Source organism: Dictyobacter alpinus (assembly GCF_003967575.1).
GTDB lineage: Bacteria > Chloroflexota > Ktedonobacteria > Ktedonobacterales > Ktedonobacteraceae > Dictyobacter > Dictyobacter alpinus.
In genome coordinates this window covers 3,932,088-3,952,832 of sequence record NZ_BIFT01000001.1, presented here as the reverse complement: position 1 = coordinate 3,952,832, position 20,745 = coordinate 3,932,088, and the positions used below count along the sequence as shown (strand labels likewise).

At 50.4% G+C, this 20,745-nt stretch carries 15 protein-coding genes; 14 read left to right on the top strand and 1 reads right to left on the bottom strand.

The annotated features are described in order from the left end of the window. Positions 1 to 9 precede the first annotated feature (9 nt). The 9 genes from truB to EL633_RS15560 all read left to right on the top strand — a co-directional run bounded on the left by truB (position 10) and on the right by EL633_RS15560 (position 10,296). Entirely contained in the window at positions 10 to 900 is an 891-nt protein-coding gene (gene truB / locus EL633_RS15600) for a tRNA pseudouridine(55) synthase TruB (RefSeq protein ID WP_126628065.1), read from the top strand. Between the two features lie 123 nt (positions 901 to 1,023). After that, entirely contained in the window at positions 1,024 to 1,986 is a 963-nt protein-coding gene (locus tag EL633_RS15595; protein ID WP_126628064.1) for a bifunctional riboflavin kinase/FAD synthetase, read from the top strand. Beyond that, positions 1,983 to 2,903 carry an FHA domain-containing protein gene (locus EL633_RS15590; protein ID WP_126628063.1) on the top strand — a complete coding sequence of 307 codons (921 nt, stop codon included), beginning with the start codon at positions 1,983 to 1,985 and terminating at the stop codon, positions 2,901 to 2,903. The genes EL633_RS15595 and EL633_RS15590 overlap by 4 nt, the downstream gene beginning before the upstream one ends. Positions 2,904 to 2,915: 12 nt before the next feature. Next, on the top strand, positions 2,916 to 3,368 hold the full coding sequence (locus EL633_RS15585; protein WP_126628062.1) for an FHA domain-containing protein: 453 nt from the start codon (positions 2,916 to 2,918) through the stop codon (positions 3,366 to 3,368). A gap of 93 nt (positions 3,369 to 3,461) precedes the next feature. Then, positions 3,462 to 4,883 (top strand): FtsW/RodA/SpoVE family cell cycle protein, encoded by a 1,422-nt coding sequence (locus EL633_RS15580; RefSeq protein ID WP_246039146.1) that lies wholly within the window; start codon positions 3,462 to 3,464, stop codon positions 4,881 to 4,883. Between the two features lie 69 nt (positions 4,884 to 4,952). Continuing rightward, positions 4,953 to 6,371 carry an FtsW/RodA/SpoVE family cell cycle protein gene (locus EL633_RS15575; RefSeq protein WP_126628061.1) on the top strand — a complete coding sequence of 473 codons (1,419 nt, stop codon included), beginning with the start codon at positions 4,953 to 4,955 and terminating at the stop codon, positions 6,369 to 6,371. Between the two features lie 69 nt (positions 6,372 to 6,440). After that, positions 6,441 to 7,853, top strand: coding sequence for an FtsW/RodA/SpoVE family cell cycle protein (locus EL633_RS15570; protein ID WP_126628060.1), 1,413 nt, complete (start codon positions 6,441 to 6,443; stop codon positions 7,851 to 7,853). Positions 7,854 to 8,105: 252 nt separating this feature from the next. Further along, a complete protein-coding gene (locus tag EL633_RS15565; RefSeq protein ID WP_126628059.1) occupies positions 8,106 to 8,726 on the top strand; it encodes a hypothetical protein in 621 nt (206 codons plus the stop codon). After that, complete coding sequence (locus EL633_RS15560; protein WP_126628058.1) at positions 8,713 to 10,296, top strand: hypothetical protein; 1,584 nt, start codon at positions 8,713 to 8,715, stop codon at positions 10,294 to 10,296. Before EL633_RS15565 ends, EL633_RS15560 begins: the two co-directional genes overlap by 14 nt. On the opposite strand, the gene EL633_RS15555 is transcribed toward EL633_RS15560, so the two are convergent. After that, the gene (locus EL633_RS15555; RefSeq protein WP_126628057.1) at positions 10,273 to 10,668 is read right to left on the bottom strand and encodes a LapA family protein; all 396 of its coding nucleotides are present in this window, start codon (positions 10,666 to 10,668) and stop codon (positions 10,273 to 10,275) included. The genes EL633_RS15560 and EL633_RS15555 overlap by 24 nt on opposite strands. Positions 10,669 to 10,921: 253 nt before the next feature. On the opposite strand from EL633_RS15555, the gene mutS reads away from it, so the two are divergent. From mutS to EL633_RS15530, 5 genes are all read left to right on the top strand, one after another. Beyond that, positions 10,922 to 13,702, top strand: coding sequence for a DNA mismatch repair protein MutS (gene mutS / locus EL633_RS15550; protein WP_246039145.1), 2,781 nt, complete (start codon positions 10,922 to 10,924; stop codon positions 13,700 to 13,702). Between the two features lie 121 nt (positions 13,703 to 13,823). Continuing rightward, positions 13,824 to 15,848: a transketolase gene (tkt, locus tag EL633_RS15545; RefSeq protein ID WP_126628055.1), complete on the top strand. Its 2,025-nt coding sequence runs from the start codon at positions 13,824 to 13,826 to the stop codon at positions 15,846 to 15,848. A gap of 269 nt (positions 15,849 to 16,117) precedes the next feature. Then, complete coding sequence (gene tal / locus EL633_RS15540; RefSeq protein ID WP_126628054.1) at positions 16,118 to 17,263, top strand: transaldolase; 1,146 nt, start codon at positions 16,118 to 16,120, stop codon at positions 17,261 to 17,263. A gap of 569 nt (positions 17,264 to 17,832) precedes the next feature. After that, the gene (gene zwf / locus EL633_RS15535) at positions 17,833 to 19,383 is read left to right on the top strand and encodes a glucose-6-phosphate dehydrogenase (RefSeq protein WP_126628053.1); all 1,551 of its coding nucleotides are present in this window, start codon (positions 17,833 to 17,835) and stop codon (positions 19,381 to 19,383) included. Between the two features lie 92 nt (positions 19,384 to 19,475). Continuing rightward, the gene (locus EL633_RS15530; RefSeq protein WP_161982172.1) at positions 19,476 to 20,738 is read left to right on the top strand and encodes a glucose-6-phosphate dehydrogenase assembly protein OpcA; all 1,263 of its coding nucleotides are present in this window, start codon (positions 19,476 to 19,478) and stop codon (positions 20,736 to 20,738) included. Positions 20,739 to 20,745: the final 7 nt, after the last annotated feature.

The following is a 20,745-nucleotide window of genomic DNA, read 5'->3' as shown; positions in this document are numbered from 1 at the left end:
ATATAAAGCGTGGTGGACGGAATTCTGAATATCAATAAAGATCTGCATATGACCTCCCATGATGTGGTCGCCAGGATACGCAAGCTCCTGAAGCAAAAGCGTGTCGGGCATACTGGCACCCTGGATCCAGAGGCCAGCGGGGTCCTGCCTATCTGTGTGGGACAGGCAACGCGGGTAGCGGAATACCTGAGCGAAAGTGGCAAGGCCTATCAGGCAACTGTTACCTTTGGGACAGTGACCGATACCTATGATGCTGAGGGGACGGTGTTACGGAGCACGGATGCATCCCAGTTGACCCGTGAACAGATCGCCACCGTCCTTCCGCACTTTATGGGCGTACAGATGCAGATGCCCCCACGCTACTCCGCCATCAAGATTCAAGGACAGCCCGCCTATAAACTTGCACGGGCGGGAACCGAGGTTGTCATGCAGCCCCGGCAAGTAAAAATCTTATCGCTGGAGATTGTGGCCTGGGAAAATCCACACCTCACGCTGGCCGTCACATGTAGCAAGGGAACATATATCCGTTCACTAGCCTACGATCTGGGCGAGTACCTGGGTTATGGGGCCTACCTCACCGGCTTGATCCGTACCCGCAGTGGTCCGTTTATGCTGGCCGAGAGTGTCACCCTGGCACAACTAGCCGCCGCACAGGAGGAGGGAACGCTACAACAACGGCTCTTTCCCGCCGATTTCGCGCTCCAGAATTATCCAGCCCTTCACCTCGATGAACAACTTACCCGGCGCGTCACACATGGCAATGCCTTTGCCTATCCAAACCTCCCCAACGCTGAACAACCCGAACTGGGACGTGTCTATAGTGTCAATGGACAATTTTTAGCCATTGCCAGCTGGGATGCTGAACAACAACTCTGGAAGCCTAAAAAAGTTCTTGTTTAAAGCATGGTCCTGTACAATCATGCCTTTATTGCGAGCATGCACCGGCTGTGGTACTATAAACGAGAGATTAACAAGGAACAGGCACTTCCAAACAGGTAGCCATGGAAGAGGACCTCTACAAACATGACTGAATACCAGACAACCCTAGCAGAACGGACTCCTATCGCGATTACGATCGGAAATTTCGATGGCATCCACCTTGGACACCAACGCTTGCTTCACGAGGTTCGCGCGATGGCACAGGCGCTGCAGTGTACACCTGTGATGGTGACCTTTGCGCCACATACATTGATGGTTGTGCGACCAGATATAAATGTGTTGTATCTAACCACGCTAGAAGAAAAATTAGCTCTGGCCAAAAAATATGGCCAGATTGAAGACTCGATCGTCATCCATTTTACACCCGAAGTGGCGGCGCAGTCGGCAGAGGATTTTATGAATAACCTTTGCACACGTTTTTCTATTCGAGGGCTGATCGTGGGCTCGGACTTTAGCCTTGGTCATAATCGCATGGGAAATGTGGCCTTTCTGGAAGCATATGGACAACAACACGGGATCGAGGTACGCGCACTGGCCCTAGAACAGGACCGCCAGATGCGCATTAGCAGTACACGTATCAGGTCATTGGTCAGTGAGGGACGTATTACTGAAGCCAATGCCTTGCTCGGCCACCCCATCATTCTGGGGGGGACAGTTGTTCACGGTGATGAACGTGGCAGGTTGCTGGGTTTCCCAACCGCCAATATTCGTCCCGATAATCACAAACTTCTTCCCGCCAACGGCGTATATGCAGTAAGGGTTACTATTCATGACAGTGAGACAAGTGACCCGGAAGATTCTTCTACCGTCTATAATGGTGTAACCAATATTGGTATTCGTCCTACGTTTAATGGAAAAGAACGTCTTGTAGAAGTTCATCTACTGGATGTAACTATGGATCTCTATGACCGCTACCTGCGAGTCGAGTTCATTGAACATCTACGTGGGGAACAACGTTTCTCAGGAATTGATGCTTTGAAAAATCAGATTTCTATCGACGCGCAACAAGCACGTCAGATTTTAGTGAGCAGGAGGGTGAGCCATTGAACGCTCGCCAAAACCCATTCGCAAAATTAGAAGCATTTATGCAACGCATGATTGAGGGTCCGTTCAATCGATTGTTCCCATCCAAGATGGAACCGATTGAGGTGGCACGAAAATTAGAGCGGGCCATGGATGACAATACGATGTTGCAAGGTGAGGGTCGCCGTTTATCACCAAATGTGTATGATATTTATCTCAGTATAAATGATCATCAACAGATGGCACCTGGCCAGGCCGCCCTTATCCGGGATTGGCAAAATCATCTGGTGGAGTTTGCACGCCGACGACACTATACGTTGAAAACAGTGCCGATTATTCGTCTGCACTCCGATACGTCTCTACGTGCCGGCTCAGTACGCATTGAGACGGAACAGGCTGATCCACGTAACAATGGTAGTGGCGAAGGTTTAATGTCAACGCAGGCCTTAAGTGCTGAGCAATTAGCGCAGATACGCGCTCAGCTAGCACCTAATCAGCAACTTCCAGGTATTGGGGGCAACAGCTCACCTAACCAGAATATGCAAGGCTCCCATTCTGGCGCCAACCAGTATAGCGGACATGGTCATCAGGGTAACTCAGGAGTGGTGCCAACCATACCACCTACCCAGCAAGCGCCAGCTATGCCGCAGGCCTGGCTTACTATTCGTTTGCCGCAGGCAGGACAACAGACCTATCGCATCGAAAAACCACTCGTCAATATCGGTCGACAACTGAGCAATGATATCATCGTTGAAGATAAACGTGTATCTCGTTATCATGCACAAATCAAATATCAGCCAGATGGACAATTTGGCATTTATGATCTCGGCAGTACAAATGGAATTACAATCAATAATACGCCGCATATGCGCCAACATACTCTGCGCAATGGTGATCAATTCACCATAGGCAGCTATGATTTTTACTTCGAGAGAAGGTGAGATCTCCGCTCTATGCAACTACCAGTATTCTTACTTATATTGCGTCTCTTATTCATTGTTCTGCTTTATCTTTTCTTAATGCAGGTAGTAATCGCCATTACACGCGACCTGCGCAAGACGGCCGCGATCGGAGATAATCCTGATGCGAGTCGTATCGCGCAGGCCCTCGGTCACCTGATTGTGGTCGACAGTGGTCCCAGCACCATCGTACAACCAGGCATGCGTTTTGATCTGGAGCAGCAAACAACTATAGGGCGCGGTCCCACCAATACGATTCAGATATCGGATAACTTTATCTCATCAGAACACTCGCGACTCTGGTTCCGTAATGGTGTCTGGTATGTACAAGATGCAGGCAGTGTCAACGGTACATACGTCAATAATCAGCCGGCCCGTGAACCTGTGCCAGCTCGATCTGGCGATATTGTCCGCGTCGGATATATTCAATTCAAACTCACGCAATAATCTTGAGGCAACCGCTAAAGGTTGCCTTCCCTTATTCAACCATACTTCTTATCAGCACACATTCCTGCTGCTAGATACACGAGGTTTTGTTCGATGGCACAAGCAATTTCACAACGAGCAACAGGAGCCTTCCGCCAATATCGCTGGAAAGAATTAGGATTACTGATTCTGCCAGGCCTTATATTACTGTTGTTGATGGCTCAGTTGCTCATCATTCACTCAAGTAACGATACGACCACCCTGAACAATCTGAAGAATTTACCGATCCTGGATGGCTTGATCCCCATCCTGGGCTTTATCGCAGCTATTTTAGGCGTGCATTTCATCTTAAATATCTTTTTCCGCAAGGCTGATCAAGTCCTGCTACCACTGGTCGCCCTGCTCAGTGGTCTGGGTATCGTCATGCTGACGCGCCTGGGTCCCGATATCCCTCGCCCAGTCGGGCCGATCTCTAATTTGGGATCACGACAATTACTCTGGGTCTTAGCTGGCTTGATTATTTGCCTGGCGATTATGTTTGTTTTGCGTAATATCAACTGGCTTTCACGCTACAAGTATACCTGGCTCCTCTTCTGCATGGCCGTTCTCCTTCCTGGTATTATCAAGGGTATTCTGACCTTCAAGAGTGGTGCTCCCACCCGTGACGTGCTCGGCTTTGGACCGTTAAAGCTCCAGCCCTCAGAGTTCTTGAAAATTGGCGTAGCTATTTTCTTCGCGGGCTATCTCAATGATAACCGCGACATCCTGGCTCAGGGCCATTATCGCCTGGGACCACTGCGCCTGCCCCCTTTGCGCCAGCTTGGACCTCTGCTCTTTATGCTGGGCATTGCCCTTTTAAGCTTCCTGGTCGTGCGCGATCTGGGACTGGCCCTGCTGGTTTATAGTCTGTTTCTATGCATGACCTATGTCGCCACCGGCAAAACATCCTATGTCATTGTGAGTTTGACCGCCTTTATCGTCCTGGGCTTGGTTGGCTACACCCTACTCACCTACGTGCAAAACCGCTTTGCAACCGTCGCCTTTAATCCTGCCGACTGGGCCCATCTGACCCCAAAAGAGGATGAATTTGCCCTTGGTGATGGGAACCAGGTCTATCAAGGATTAATCAGTGTTGCCAGTGGCGGTATTCTCGGGAGCGGCTTTGGCCTGGGTCTACCAGCACGGGTACCGGTCATTGACTCGGATATGGCCTTTACCGCTTATGGCGAAGAGTTCGGCCTGGTGGGGTTGTTTGCCATTATTGGTATCTACCTGCTGATCGTGCATCGTGGTTTTCGCATCGCGGCCGAAGCCTCCGATACCTTTAGCAAATTGCTGGCAACCGGGCTGACCTCAATCTTTGCCCTGCAAACTCTGGTGATTACGGCTGGCGACCTGAAGTTACTACCCTTGACCGGTATCCCATTACCCTACCTGAGCAATGGTGGTAACGCGATCCTGGCCAACTTTATTATTGTGGGTATTCTGCTGCGCATCTCACATAACTCGGCGGTAGAGCGCGAAGGGAAGTATTGAGCATCATTTAAAATGTGATTAGCCACAATCAGGATACTGTATATAAGGTCTGGTAACATGGAACAAAGCATGTCGCAACGAGCAACAGGAGCCTTCCGCCAATATCGCTGGAAAGAATTAGGTCTACTCATTCTTCCAGGCCTTATATTACTGTTACTGATGGCCCAATTGCTCATCATTCGCTCAAGCAACGATACCACCACCTTGAACAACCTGAAAAATCTGCCAATCCTGGATGGCTTGATCCCCATTCTGGGCTTTATCGCGGCGGTTCTGGTGGTCCATATTATCTTAAACATCTTTTTCCGTAAGGCAGACCAGGTGCTGTTGCCACTGGTCTGCCTGCTTAGCGGCCTGGGCGTCGTGATGCTAACCCGCCTGGGACCAGACATCCCTACATTCCATGGTGGACCTATCTCTAATTTAGGCTCAAAACAACTGCTCTGGGTTTTAGCTGGACTAGCGCTTTGCCTGATTGTCATGTTTGTTTTGCGTAATATCAACTGGCTCTCACGCTACAAGTATACCTGGCTCCTCTTCTGCATGGCCGTCCTCCTTCCAGGTATCATCAAGGGTATTCTGACCTTCAAGAGTGGTGCTCCAACCCGTGACATTCTCGGCTTTGGACCGTTAAAATTACAGCCTTCTGAGTTCTTGAAAATTGGCGTGGCCATTTTCTTCGCGGGCTATCTCAATGATAACCGCGACATCCTGGCTCAGGGTCACTACCGCCTGGGACCATTACGTCTACCGCCCCTGCGCCAGCTTGGGCCTTTGCTCTTCATGCTTAGCATTGCCCTCCTAAGTTTCTTGGTGGTGCGTGATCTAGGACTGGCCCTACTGGTCTATAGCCTGTTTCTGTGTATGACCTATGTCGCTACCGGCAAGAAATCCTATGTCATCGTCAGCCTGGGTGCCTTTCTCTTGCTCGGCTTCATTGGCTACAGTCTGCTTTCCTATGTCCAGAGTCGTTTTGCGACCGTTGCCTTTAATCCTGCTGATTGGGCTCATTTGACTCCCCAAGAAGACGATTTTGTTCTTAGGAATGGAGGTGGCGGCCAGGTTTATCAAGGGTTGATCAATATGGCGAGCGGTGGCATCTTAGGGAGTGGATTCGGCCTGGGTTTGCCTGCTCAAGTCTCAGTCATCGACTCAGATATGGCTTTTACTGCCTATGGAGAGGAATTTGGCCTGGTTGGTCTTTTTGCGATTATTGGAATCTACCTGCTGATCGTGCACCGTGGCTTTCGCATCGCGGCTGAGGCGCCTGATACCTTTAGCAAATTGCTGGCAACCGGGTTGACCTCAATCTTCGCCCTGCAAACTCTGGTGATTACGGCTGGCGACCTGAAGTTACTACCCTTGACTGGTATTCCATTGCCCTACCTGAGCAATGGTGGTAATGCGATCATGGCCAACTTTATTATTGTGGGTATTCTGCTGCGCATCTCACATAACTCGGCAGTAGAGCGGGAAGGAAAATATTGAACATCATTTAAAATGTGATTAGTCACAATCAGGATAATGTATATGAGGTCTGATACTATGGAACAAAGCATGTCGCAACGAGCAACAGGAGCCTTCCGCCAATATCGCTGGAAAGAATTAGGTCTACTGATTCTCCCAGGCCTTATATTACTGTTACTGATGGCCCAATTGCTCATCATTCGCTCAAGCAACGATACCACCACCCTGAACAACCTGAAGAATTTGCCGATTCTGGATGGCTTGATCCCCATTCTGGGCTTTATCGCGGCGGTTCTGGTGGTCCATGTCGTCTTAAATATCTTTTTCCGCAAAGCCGATCAGGTGCTGTTACCCCTGGTCTCCTTGCTCAGCGGCCTGGGTGTCGTGATGTTGACTCGCCTGGGACCCGATATGCTGAAACGCTTTGGAGGCCCTATTCCTACCCTTGGCTCGCGCCAATTAATATGGGTCATCATTGGCCTGGCCATTTGTCTGGGCACGATGTTTATCTTGCGCAATATTGGCTGGCTCTCCCGCTATAAATACACCTGGCTGCTGTTCTGCTTTGCCGTCATTCTTCCCAGCGTGATCAGAGGTATTCTGACCTTCAAAAACGCAGATCCCACCCGCGACACTCTCGGTTTTGGTCCATTAAAATTACAGCCGTCCGAGTTCTTGAAAATTGGTGTGGTGATTTTCTTCGCGGGCTACCTCAATGATAATCGCGACGTGTTAGCTGAGGGGCACTATCGACTGGGTCCATTACGTTTACCTCCACTCAGGCAACTGGGACCAATGCTTTTTATGCTCGGCATTGGACTGCTCAGCTTTCTCGTTGTGCGTGAGTTGGGACTGGCCCTGCTGGTTTATAGTCTCTTTTTGTGTATGACCTATGTCGCCACCGGCAAGAAATCATATGTGCTTGTCAGTTTGCTGACATTTGTGGTGCTAGCAGTGATTGGCTATAGTCTTTTACCTTATGTGCAGAATCGCTTTGCGACCGTGGCATTCAATCCGGCTGATTGGGCCCATCTTACCGATGCAGAAAATACGTTCGCTCAGGATAAAGGTTATCAGGTCTATCAGGGGCTCATTAATGTGGCCAGTGGCGGTATTCTCGGGAGTGGCTTAGGCCTGGGCTTTCCTGTCGGGGTACCGGTCATTGACTCGGATATGGCCTTTACCGCTTATGCGGAAGAGTTCGGTCTGGTTGGCCTCTTTGCCATCATTGGTATCTACTTGTTGATCGTCCACCGTGGCTTCCGTATTGCCGCAGAAGCCACTGATTCCTTTAGCAAGTTGCTAGCCGCTGGACTGACCTCGATTTTCGCCTTGCAAACGCTGATTATTACCGCTGGTGACCTGAAGTTACTGCCCTTGACTGGTATACCCCTTCCCTACCTGAGCAATGGTGGTAACGCCATCCTGGCCAACTTTATCATCGTCGGTATCCTGCTGCGCATCTCGCACAACTCGGCGGTGGAGCGCGAAGGCAAATATTGACCTTGCAAAAGTATGAAAAAAGCAAGCGGACACATATAATAGTCACGCTTGCTTTTTTATGTTGGTTTATGCGAGATCAAACTTTATTACCATTTGACACTTTCAAATGGTAATAAAGCTGATAGTTCAGCCCATTCTAACGATACAAGGAATAGGATACTCGATATGGTTGCTTGTCTGTGATCATGGCACATGTTATACTGCCCATGAAATAAGGCTTGCACAGATACAGTAAGAATGCGTGGGGAAACAATGGGCCAATACAGGCAATGGCTATTCTACCGCAATATTGATCAGCAGCTCACACAGCAGATTCAAACGTTTGAGCAAGAACTGGCAATATTACAAGCCGAGATACGCCATTTAGAAAATGATACAACGTATTCAGAAAATAGTATTTTACAAACACTGATTGGTGTCCAGCATATACGGCCGGACATTCATCAAGCGCCAGAGAGAGCTATGCCTGCGCCAAAGCAGAAAGCGGCTGAACAATCAGGTGGCTCTGTCTCTCCAGCACTTTTTGCCTGGAGCCAGTTGCCAAATTTCGATGCGCAAGAGATGCAGAAACCCATCGTGAACGCTACCACCCAGAGTCCAGTACCACATGCCAATACGTCATCAGACGACCTCTTACCCGGCGACCTGAATGCATTTGTTGAAGCACACAGTCAGACAGATCCACAACTGAAGGTTCCCTGGTGGCTCCGTAATACACGCAAACCAGCCGAAAAAAATCCACAAAGCACCAGTCCGATCGACCAGCAAAGTATCCGCACCAATCAATTGGTCGAGCGCTGGTTTGAACGCTGGGGCGAACAAACAGAGCAGACAGGTCCAACGGAAGAAGGGAAGCGGCATGAACGAGGGTAAAATGCAGCCAGCCGGACGGCTCGAGCGCGCAGAGATCGATCAGCTTTTTTCGCAGTTAAGTATGCAGGAAGTTGAACAGTTTTATGCCGCCTACCAGTTGTGGCAGAAGCAACAAAAAGCAGCGCAGCTACAAGCGGAAATCCACCATCTGCAAAGCAGACAAGTTCAAAATGCAGAACAGATACAGGCCGTAGCCCCCTCAGCAATCTCACTGGCTGCGCTTGCCCAGCTACGAGCCAGTGGAGTTGAAGATATTGATCTATTGGACCGTATGCTGGAACGTGGCGAGGACTGGCTGGACAATACCATGCAGCTATTGAGCCGCTGTGAAGCCCTCAACGTGATTCAAGGCAACTACACACAGTGGTGTGAGCATGCATTAGAAGGCGCATACGAATGGATGTGGTCAATGGACGACGCGGGACTGAGTAATTATTTTGAAGTTGATCTCCCTGAAGGACAACCATCAACCAGTGCGCCAGCAGCTACCGAAGAGCAGCTATTACGAAAGCTGATGAGCGAACCAGGCGATCCCGGCGCATCCAGACAGACCAGACCGTTACCATCGCTTAACGAGGAAGCAACCACGCCAGCTATCACCATGGATCAGCCAGAGCCATCCAGCACAGAAGCAGCCCAGGCAGAGATTCCCCCTGCTCTGGCGGAACTGCTGGGAACGCAGACAGAGGATGAAGTATCCCCCCCCACCAGCGAACCAGCCGAAGAGTCCACAGACAGCATAGTTGAGGATGTTGAACAGCCGGAAATCGCCGCCACTGAACAATCAGCAATAGCTATCAACATTCCGGTTGAGCAGCCAGACAACGAGCCTGACAAAACTGAGGCTGAACCACTGGCCGAAGAGGAGGCGGTCAACGCTGAAAGTGATCCCGCTGACCGGCCTGAAACAGTTGAGCCTGCATCAGAGGAAGAGCTATCACTTCCGGCCACAGAATTACCTTCTTCAACAGATGAAAACGAACAGAACACCGACGAACCAGCTTCGGACTCCGACGAACAGCCACGAGTTCAATCACCAGAAGAGGTATCAACCACAGCGGAACCGGACGAGGATCCAGAAGAAAACGTGCCAGCAAAGACACAGGACGTCGATCATGAGCCTGTTGAGGTGCAGGATATCGCAGATCCGGCTGCTACGGCGAGCGCTGTCGAGGAAGCCACAGAAGCCGAAGCAGCGGCAGACATAGCTACTGATAACGCTCAGGAGGCGACAGAGGTTGAACCCCAGGCTGACGTGTCCATAGCTAATGCTGAAGATGTTACGGAAGAAGAGCCTCTGGCGAAAGAAACAGCAACCGCTCCAACACAGGAAGCTACATCTAGCGAAGAACAGACAAATCACATGCAGTGGCCCTATGTCTACCAGGAAATACCAGATCCTATTCATGAATCTTCACCTGTCGAGACAGGGACACCCGCTGAATCCAATGAACAGCAACTGGAACAAAAAGATGTAGAGGAGCAAAAAGCAGACGAGCCTCACGCTGACACGATGCAGAAAACGCGGGGCCCGTTGCAACGTTGGTTAGCGAGGATTTTTGGGCGTTAGATTACCACTCTGAGAGGTAATACTGGGCATGGGCATGATTTGATGGTAGGTATTTTCAGGTATGTTCGTAGGATTGCTTACTGCAGGAGTTGGCTGGGCAGGCTGGGCTGACACGCTCTGCTGCTCCAGGGTAGCAATACGTTGCTGCAATTTCTTAATCAGTCGCTTATCTGACCAGGCGGAAACCACTGAAACCAGGTACAGCATGAGCGCGCCAAGAAAAAAAGCAATCAAGATCCACATACCAATTGGAAGATCTGGAGACTGCCAGAAGAAAAGATCCACATGGACCTGTGTTGAAAAATTCAAAACGGTCAGTACTGCCAGTCCGCCGCATACCAATAAGAATAGTAGTAGTATGAGGTAGAACATAATGACCTCCTTCGCATAGCGTCAAAATAGAAAATAATTCCAGGGTCCACGAATGTTCGCGGATGATGAGCAATCACTTACGCCTGATTATTGGACTTACAAATAATACGAATAACCTGTTATATTATACTCACAGAACCTGCAAGCAAGCAAAATTAACCTTCAACCCCGAAACATCCTCTTTGCCGTTAGGCAAATTGACGGCACACGGCAATAGGCTTATACTTTGGGTGGAGCATTAGGGAGGCAGAACGTGCTATTTGAAGAATATGAGAAAGATAATCCTGTCCACAGTCCGGTACGCGCACAGTACCTGAATATTAAGCGTCAAAATCCTGACGCGATTCTTTTTTTTCGCATGGGCGATTTTTATGAGATGTTTGATGATGATGCGGAGATCGTGACGCGCGAGTTAGAAATCGCTTTGACACGGCGCGACTTCGGCCGTGGCCAGCGCTCTCCAATGGCCGGTATCCCCCATCACGCCGCCGATGGCTATATCGCTCGCCTGGTAGGCAAAGGATACCGTGTAGCGATCGCGGAACAGACCAGTGATCCCGCCCTCTCCAAAGGCCTGGTTGATCGCGAGGTCATACGTATCGTTACTCCTGGTACCGTCATTGATCCGGCGATGCTGGCGGCCAAACGCAATAACTTTCTGGCGGCGGTGATCGTTGGTCGTGATGCGGTGGGTATTGCCTATGTAGATATCACGACAGGCGAGTTTGCAGTAACACAGTTTAGCTCCACAGAACCAGATGTGGCTGCGCAGCAGGAGATCGCGCGTGTAGGTCCGGCTGAGGTACTGGTGGAGGCCAATTATAGCCGCCATGGTAGCCGCAAACGGCGCTGGTTGGCCGCTGTCATGAACGAGAAACAAGTGACCAAGGTCGGCAGCAATGGCAACCCTAACGCGGAAATTCCCGCGTTGGAGGAAGAGGAAGAGGATGATGTAGCGCCACTGGCAAAATTGCTTGAAGGGGTAGCAGGACATGTGACACCCTATGATACGCGCTACTTTAGTGAGGATGATGCACGCCACCGCCTCCTGCGCCAGTTTGATGTGGCTTCGCTGGAGGGTTTTGGCTGCGCCCATCTCCCCTTTGCCATTCGTGCCGCCGGTGCGGTCCTGGCCTATGTACAGGAAACCCAAAAAGGCTTACTACAACAACTGAATGCCCTGGAAACCTACTTTACCGATGGATTTATGACCCTGGATCCGTATACGCGCCGCAATCTGGAGCTCTTTGAGACCGGACGTGGTGGCTCGGTCAAGGGCTCTCTGCTCTGGGTACTGGATCACACGCGTACCCCTATGGGTGGTCGCCTGCTGCGCCGTTGGATTGGACAACCCCTGCTGGATATTGGTATCCTGCAACAGCGCCAGCAAGCTATTAGTGAGCTGATCGGCGATACACTCTTACAGGCCCGCCTGACTGAAGGATTGAAAAAGGCCGGCGATGTGGAGCGCCTGATCAATCGCGTCAAGCAGCGCATTGCCTCACCACGCGATCTGGCCGCCCTAGCCAATGGCTTGCGGGCCGCCTCGGAGGTGCGCAATTGCCTGACCCAGGAAGAGATCACCAGCAAACCCTCACTCCAACGTATTGTGGAGCGACTGGCCGATAACGACGATATCATCGAGCTGATCGAAAAAGCCATTGCCGATGATCCACCCATGAGTATTACCGAGGGCAATATTATCCGCGCTGGCTTCAGTGCTGAATTAGATCAATTGCGCGACGCCTCACAGAATGGACGGAAATGGATCTCGGATCTGGAGCAGCGGGAGCGTAAACGCACCGGCATCAATAATCTTAAGGTTGGTTTTAATAAGGCCACAGGCTATTTTATTGAGATCACAACGTCTAATCTCAGCCGGGCTCCTAAAGAATATATTCGTCGCCAGACACTCACGAATTCTGAACGCTATATCACACCTGACCTGAAGGAATATGAGACGCTTATTCTCAACTCGCAGGAACGCGTCAATAAGATGGAGAATGAGTTCTTTGTGCAGTTACGCTCGGATATCGCTATCCATGCCGCCGAACGTATTCTGGATACAGCCCATGCGCTGGCGGAAATCGATGTCTATCAGAGTCTGGCCGAGGTGGCCGCCAAACAGAATTATTGTCGGCCAACCTTAAATAATGAGGATACCATCCATATCGTGGCCGGACGCCATCCTGTGGTGGAACAGGCGCAACCCGATATTCCTTTTATCCCTAATGATGCCAATCTTTCAAACCATGAAGCGCAGATCAGTATTATCACTGGTCCCAATATGGCTGGTAAATCAACATATCTACGTCAGGTAGCACTCACCGTCTTGCTAGCCCAGATTGGTAGTTATGTGCCAGCCGAGACGGCCATCATTGGTATCGTCGATCGCATCTTTACACGTATTGGCGCCCAGGACGACCTGGCTACCGGTCAGAGTACCTTTATGGTTGAAATGGTCGAGACTGCCAATATTCTACATCACGCCACGCCACGCAGCTTGATTATTCTCGATGAGATCGGACGTGGTACCAGCACCTATGATGGTCTGGCCATCGCCCGCGCGGTCGTGGAGTATCTGCACAATAATAAGCGCAGCGGCGCTCGTACCCTGTTCGCAACCCACTATCATGAACTCGTTGAGGTCGCGCAACTGCTACCGCGTATCAAATGCCTGAATGTCGCAGTCACCGAAGAAGGTGGTCAGGTCATCTTCTTACGCAAAATTGTACCAGGAGGCGCTGATAGAAGTTATGGCATCCATGTGGCCCAGCTGGCTGGTATTCCACGTCCAGTTATTCACCGCGCCGAAGAAATCCTGGCGGAATTAGAGCGTACAGGTGACGCCAAGATACGCCGCAAAACGATGCGCGATATGACCATGCCAGTCGCATGGCAAATGACTTTAATGGAACCCGAATCTCACCCGCTCATCGAAGAGCTGAAAACGCTGGCCGTCGATGAACTGACGCCGATCGAAGCCATCAGCAAACTCTATGAATTCCAACAAAAAGCCAGGAAAAATTCCTGATTTCCGTGCTGATTTTATGGGTTTTGCTGACAATAAACACGACATCCGACCACCAGATGTGATATGATTATGGTGGTTAGTGTATTGTGTACAATATTAAACATCCAAATTGGGAGGATTAATGACAACCCAACAACACGTTTCTGTAGATGACAAACAAGCCTTAGAAAATCTCGCTATCAATACGATTCGCACACTAGCCATGGACGGCGTACAAAAAGCAAATTCAGGACATCCTGGCACCCCTATGGCGCTAGCTCCTTTAGCATATTTACTTTATACACGTCACATGCGCCACAATCCGAAGAATCCACATTGGGTGAACCGCGATCGCTTTGTGCTTTCGGCCGGTCATGCTTCAATGCTGCAATACAGCTTATTGTATTTAACCGGCTATGGGCTCACACTGGATGATCTGAAAAGTTTCCGCCAGTGGAATAGCCTGACCCCGGGCCATCCTGAGTATGGCCATACCACAGGTATCGAGACCACCACAGGTCCTCTGGGACAGGGTATGGGCAATGGTGTTGGCATGGCCATCGCTCAGCGCTACCAGGCCAGCCGCTACAATCGTCCTGGCCATGAAGTGATTGATCACTATATCTATGCTATTGCTGGTGACGGCGATATGCAGGAAGGTGTCTCGTCGGAGGCCGCTTCACTGGCAGGAACCCTGAAACTAGATCGCTTAATCTACTTCTATGATGATAATAATATCACCATTGAGGGAGATGCCAGCATCGCCTTTACGGAGAACGTTGGCGGCCGCTTCGAGAGCTATGGCTGGCATGTCCAGCGCGTGGCCGATATCAATGATCTGGCCGCTCTTGACCAGGCGATTGAGGCTGCTAAAGCTGAGCATGAGAAACCTTCGCTGATCATCGTCAAATCGAAAATTGGCTATGGTAGCCCTCACAAACAGGGCAGCCACGACGCTCATGGTAGCCCCCTGGGTGCCGATGAGGTTGTGCTGACCAAGCGTAACCTGGGCTGGCCTTCTGAGGAGCCTTTCTTTGTTCCTGAGGAAGCCTTGAATTTCTTCCGCCAATCCATCGAGCGCGGCGCAAAATTCGAGCAAGAGTGGCAGCAACAGTATGATGCCTATGCCGCCGCCAATCCCGAACTGGCTGCACAATGGCAGCAGGAATTGAGTGGCAAACTGGCCGAGGGCTGGGATAAAGATATTCCTGTCTTTAAAGCTGGTGAAGCACTCGCTACCCGCGTCTCTTCCGGCAAGACCCTCAACGCGATCGCGCCCAACCTGCCCAACCTGATCGGTGGTTCCGCCGACCTGGCTCCTTCCAACAACACAAACATGAAGGGCCTGGGAGATTTCAGCGGCACCGAGTCCGGTCGCAATATGCACTTTGGTATTCGCGAGCATGGCATGGGAAGCATCCTGAATGGTATGGCCCTGTACGGTGGCTTGATCCCCTTCGGCGCCACCTTCTTGATCTTCTCAGACTATATGCGCCCACCGATCCGTCTGGCATCCTTAATGGGAATCAAGACGATCTATGTATTCACACATGACAGCATTGGTGTCGGTGAAGATGGTCCTACCCATCAGCCAATTGAGCAGTTAGCCGCACTCCGTTCCATTCCTGGAGTTACCGTGCTACGTCCTGGCGATGCCAACGAGACAGCCGAAGCCTGGCGTGTCGCCATCACCCACAAGGGTCCGGTCGCCCTGGCCTTAACACGTCAGAATCTGCCAACGCTGGACCGGGAAGTATATGCCAGTGCAAGTAACCTCTCCAAGGGCGCATACGTGCTAATGGATAGTGAAGGTACACCCGATCTTATCTTGATGGCCAGTGGCTCTGAGGTATCACTAGCCGTTGATGCTGCCCAACAATTGCATCAGGATGGCGTGGCCGTCCGTGTAGTAAGTGTTCCTAGTTGGGAACTGTTTGAAGAGCAGAGTGCAGAATATAAAGAGACCGTCCTGCCGAAAAATGTTCGTGCACGTATTGCAATTGAAGCTGGACGGTCAATGGGCTGGGATCGCTATGTGGGCCTTGATGGTGATATCATTGCATTAGATCACTTTGGCGCATCCGCTCCTGCGAAGACCCTTTTCCAGGAATTTGGCTTCACAGTTGAGAATGTTGTAGCGAAAGCAAAAGCTCTGTTAAACAAATAAAGATCATTTTTACAGGATAGTCATTGCCAACACATCAATTGGTGGGAAAGCGGGGATGCAAGGGGCGGCAAGCCCCTTGCCTGGGGTTTCGGGGGCTGTACCCCCGTCATCTCGCCCCATTCCACTCGCGTAGCGGGTGCACAACCCATCAAACGACGTTTGACAAAGTGCTACACATCCAAAAGAGCAATAACGATGCCTGGCTATCCAGAATACTGGATGGTCGGGCCTGCTGGAAATGTTCAATAGTAAAAGGAAGGTACAATTCCATGGCAAATCCTTTAACCCAACTGCATTCCGAAGGCCAGAGCGTCTGGTATGACAATATCGATCGTTCACAACTCGCTTCCGGCCAATTCAAAAAGATGCTGGACGAAGATGGCGTACTGGGCGTTACCGCCAATCCAACCATTTTCGAGAAATCGATCAGTGCAGGCCATGCGTATGACGAGCAGATCAGCGAGTTAATTAAAGAAGGCAAAAGCACCAGTGATATCTACGAAGCTGTCGTGATCAAAGATATCCGCACTGTCGCCGATCTGCTGCGCCCAATCTATGATCGCACAGAGGGTCAGGACGGCTATGTAAGCCTTGAGGTCTCCCCTGAACTGGCCAATGATACCGAAGGTACCGTCGCAGAAGCCAAACGCTTCTGGAGCATGGTCGAGCGCCCTAACCTGATGATCAAGATTCCTGCTACACCAGCCGGTATTCCCGCCATCTATGAGGTTCTGCGCAGCGGCATCAACGTCAACGTGACCCTGATCTTCTCCCTGGATTCCTACCGAGATGTAGCTGATGCTTATATCCGCGCCCTTGAGGATCTCAATGGCCGTGGTCAGGATATCAGCAAGATTGCGTCCGTCGCCAGCTTCTTTGTCAGCCGTGTTGATACCCTGGTCGACAAACTGCTTGAGGACAAGATCAAAGCCAGCAGTGACGAGAATGAAAAGCAGCAGCTGAAGGCACTGGAAGGCAAAGCCGCCATCGCCAATGCACGTGTCGTCTATCAGGACTTCAAACGCATCTTTGGTACACCACGCTTTGCGACACTGAAAAACACCGGTGCCCATGTCCAGCGTCCACTCTGGGCCAGCACCAGCACCAAAAATCCTGCCTACCGCGACGTTCTCTATGCAGAAGAACTGATTGGTCCTGACACCGTAGACACCATGCCCCTGGAAACAATCGTCAATTTCCGCGATCATGGTAAGGTCCGCAACAGCATCGAGGATGACATTCCTGGATCCAAAGCGGCCCTGGATGCCCTGGAAAAAGTTGGCATCCACTACGCCCAGGTAACCCAGCAGCTACAGGACGAAGGCGTAAAGAAGTTTGCCGACTCCTTCCACCAGTTGTTTGAAGGCATCGAAAGCAAGAAAAACGCCATCAAAGAAACCCAGGTCGGCAACTAAAACGCCCACCCAGACAAAATCTTTACTATAAACAATCAATACCAGTGAACTGACATACCTCGCCTCAACAGCGAGAACCCGGTCTGCATCTCCCTTACTACTGGGGATTTGCACCCTCTCGCCTTAACAGCGGGATTGTTAAGGGCAGCCGCTCTTAACCTGGGGTCCGGGGCTGCGCCCCGGACCCCTCCCTTCCCCCGCCGCCGTAGGCGGCGGAACAAAAAAGGTGCGTCAGAATACCAGGTACTAATTGTATCTCCATCTCAGTACATGAGAATCATGCGCCGAGATGGAGATAACCCTGAGTACACTTACCCACAGGTTCCATCATAGGGGACGAGTAAAAAGACCTGTTTATGTCCCAAAGCAATATACGCGACCACCATAAACAGGACCCCATACTCATCAACCAACCATAACAATAACGAATATGGTATCATGCAAACCGAAGGTAAAAAATTCAAACCCTTGAAAGCTTTACCAGGCAGACACAAGAGTACTCATCAAACATTTTAAAAAAACGTCATTAGTTGTAAGAAAACTAAAACAAGTCATTTAGGAGATATCACATGCCTCAGCGTAGCGTCGTCGAGGCGCCTAATCCTTTTCGCGAAGGATTACGCATTAAAGAGAGCCTTGAACCCTGTGTTATGGTCATCTTCGGTGCAACAGGCGACCTGACACACCGTAAATTGCTGCCCGCCCTATATAATTTAGCGCTGGAGCATCCTTTGCCGGCAGGCTTCTCAGTCGTTGCGTTTGCACGACGCCCTTATACCGACGAATCATTTCGCCAGCAGGCCCTCGAATCAATTAATCAATATTCCCGCCAGAAGCCAGTTAATCCTCAAGTATGGGAGAGTTTTGCCTCTGGTCTTCATTACCTACAGTCAAATTTCCATGATCCTGAGGGCTATAACAAACTTAATCAACTGCTCAACAAACTTGACCAGGAGCGTGGTACTAGCGGCAACCGAATCTTTTATCTATCAACCCCACCCAGCCAGTATCCTGAAATTATTCAGAATCTGGGCAATGCCGGTTTAAATAGGAATCGCAAGGGCTGGACACGGATCATTGTTGAAAAACCCTTTGGCCATGATCTCGCCACTGCACGCGAGCTCAACCGCCAGATCGGTAAAGTCTTCAAAGAGGATCAGATCTATCGTATTGACCACTATCTTGGTAAAGAGACCGTTCAGAACATTCTGGTCTTCCGCCTGGCCAACGGCATCTTCGAGCCGGTCTGGAATAGACGTTATGTTGATCATGTTCAAATTACTGTCGCGGAAAACCTTGGCCTGGAAGGGCGTGCTGGCTACTATGAAGAATCAGGCGCGATCCGCGACATGATTCAAAATCATATGTTGCAGTTGCTTACCCTGGTAGCGATGGAACCACCAATCGCCTTTGACGGCAATTCTGTACGCGATGAAAAAGTAAAAGTGCTGCATGCACTACAACCTCTGGTTGGACGTGAAGTACAAAACAACACCATCCGCGCACAGTATGGTCAGGGTTGGGTCGGCGGCAAACAGGTTCCTGGCTATCTACAGGAACAAGGAGTATCCCCTACTTCTACTACTGAAACCTATGTTGCTATAAAAACTTTTATTGACAACTGGCGGTGGGCCGGGGTACCATTTTACTTACGCACCGGTAAGCATTTGCCCAAGCGTGTAAGTGAAATCGCTATTCAGTTCAAGCAGCCACCACTCATGCTGTTCAAGGATCACGACACCCAGGGACAGGTAGAACCAAACGTCCTTACCTTACGTATCCAGCCAGATGAAGGTATTTCACTGAAATTTGGCGCTAAGGTACCAGGCACCGATATGCAGATTCGCTCGGTGAATATGGACTTCTTCTATGGTTCGTCCTTTGTGCGTGAGCAGCCAGAAGCGTATGAACGCCTCTTGCTTGACGCTATGCATGGTGACTCAACGCTCTTCACACGCCGTGATGAGGTCGAGGCAGCCTGGGCCTTCGTACAGAACATTCTGGACGAATGGGGCGCAGCTCCACGCGATACTATTCATACCTATGAGTCAGGCTCATGGGGACCACAGGCCGCAGATGAATTCATCTGGCGTGATGGTCGCCGCTGGCGCCGCCCATAGTGAGCAAGCGTTAAGAGCAAACACAGAACTCAATAGCACAATGTTGTCCTTTAGAACGATGAGGTTCACTGATGAAGGGTGTAGGAATGGTAATGGATAACTCCGCAGCCCCAGGAATGCAATTGCCCTGGGCAGGCAAAAAGGTCAGCCCGGAACAAGTCGAAGTTGAGTTGTCGACTCTCTGGCGTCTGGCTTCCGACAACATGCGTATCAGTCAGAATATGAATGTGCGTACCAGTGTGCTGAATTTCGTTATCTGTGCTCAGGACGAAAAAACAGCGCGCCAAGCCAGTGCAGTTCTACGAGACTTAGCCAGTACCCATATCGCTAGAGTTACCCTTTTAATTCTTGACACGCGCAGTGATGGTCCATCTGAAGTTTCCACCTGGATCACGCTGCGCTCCTTCCCTATCATTTCAGATATTATGCGCCACCATTTTGAACAGGTTACGGCCACTGTCAGTGGCAAAGCTGTTCAATATGTAGATAATATCGTTCAATCTCTGCTCAAACCTGATCTTCCCGTCTATCTGTGGTGGTTAAATGACCTGCCGACAGATCATGATATCTTCCACCGCTTGATTAGCCTCAGTAGTCGGGTGATTATCGACTCAAGCCATTTTACTCAGCCTGAAGCACAGATTAGTGCCGCTTCAGCCATTTTGCAGCAGGCACCACAATGCGCGCTTAGCGACCTGACCTGGGGGCGCGTTACCGCATGGCGTGAGCTGATCGCACAATTTTTTGATATTCCCGAATACCGTCCTTATCTGATGGCATTAGACACTATTTCGATAGAGCATGCCATTTCCACCTCCAGCCAGGCACTAGATCATCATTCAAGCCAGATGAATCCAATTAGAGCCTTATTATTAGCCGCCTGGTTAAAAACACGCCTGGGTTGGAAATTGTCAGAGGACGAGAATGACAATTATCGAGATACAGGAGCAGGAACATACTCCTGGCATATGTCGGATCGGGATATGAGTAAGGTTGTGACCCAACCACTTATGGTCACGAGCGATGGAAAAAACACCAGCATCCCCCTGGGTGGTATTACCATCTCTATCCAGACACGTGAACCGGTAAAATCAGCTCCAGGCACACTTTGTCTGGTGCGCATGGTTGGGACAGTAGAGGGAAAAGAGGCAATCTTTACCATTGAACGTGGTGATGATGACGAGCACGTGATCACGACAGCTGAAGTACCGGGAATTCCTCGCCCCCCTCGAACCGTGAGTATTGCAGCGACCCATAAGGAAAGCGATCTGCTACATAACGAGTTAGAGATCATGGGACGCGATCATCTTTATGAGCAAACCCTCCATGAGGTGTTCGCGCTTCTTGCACAATAAACGTTAC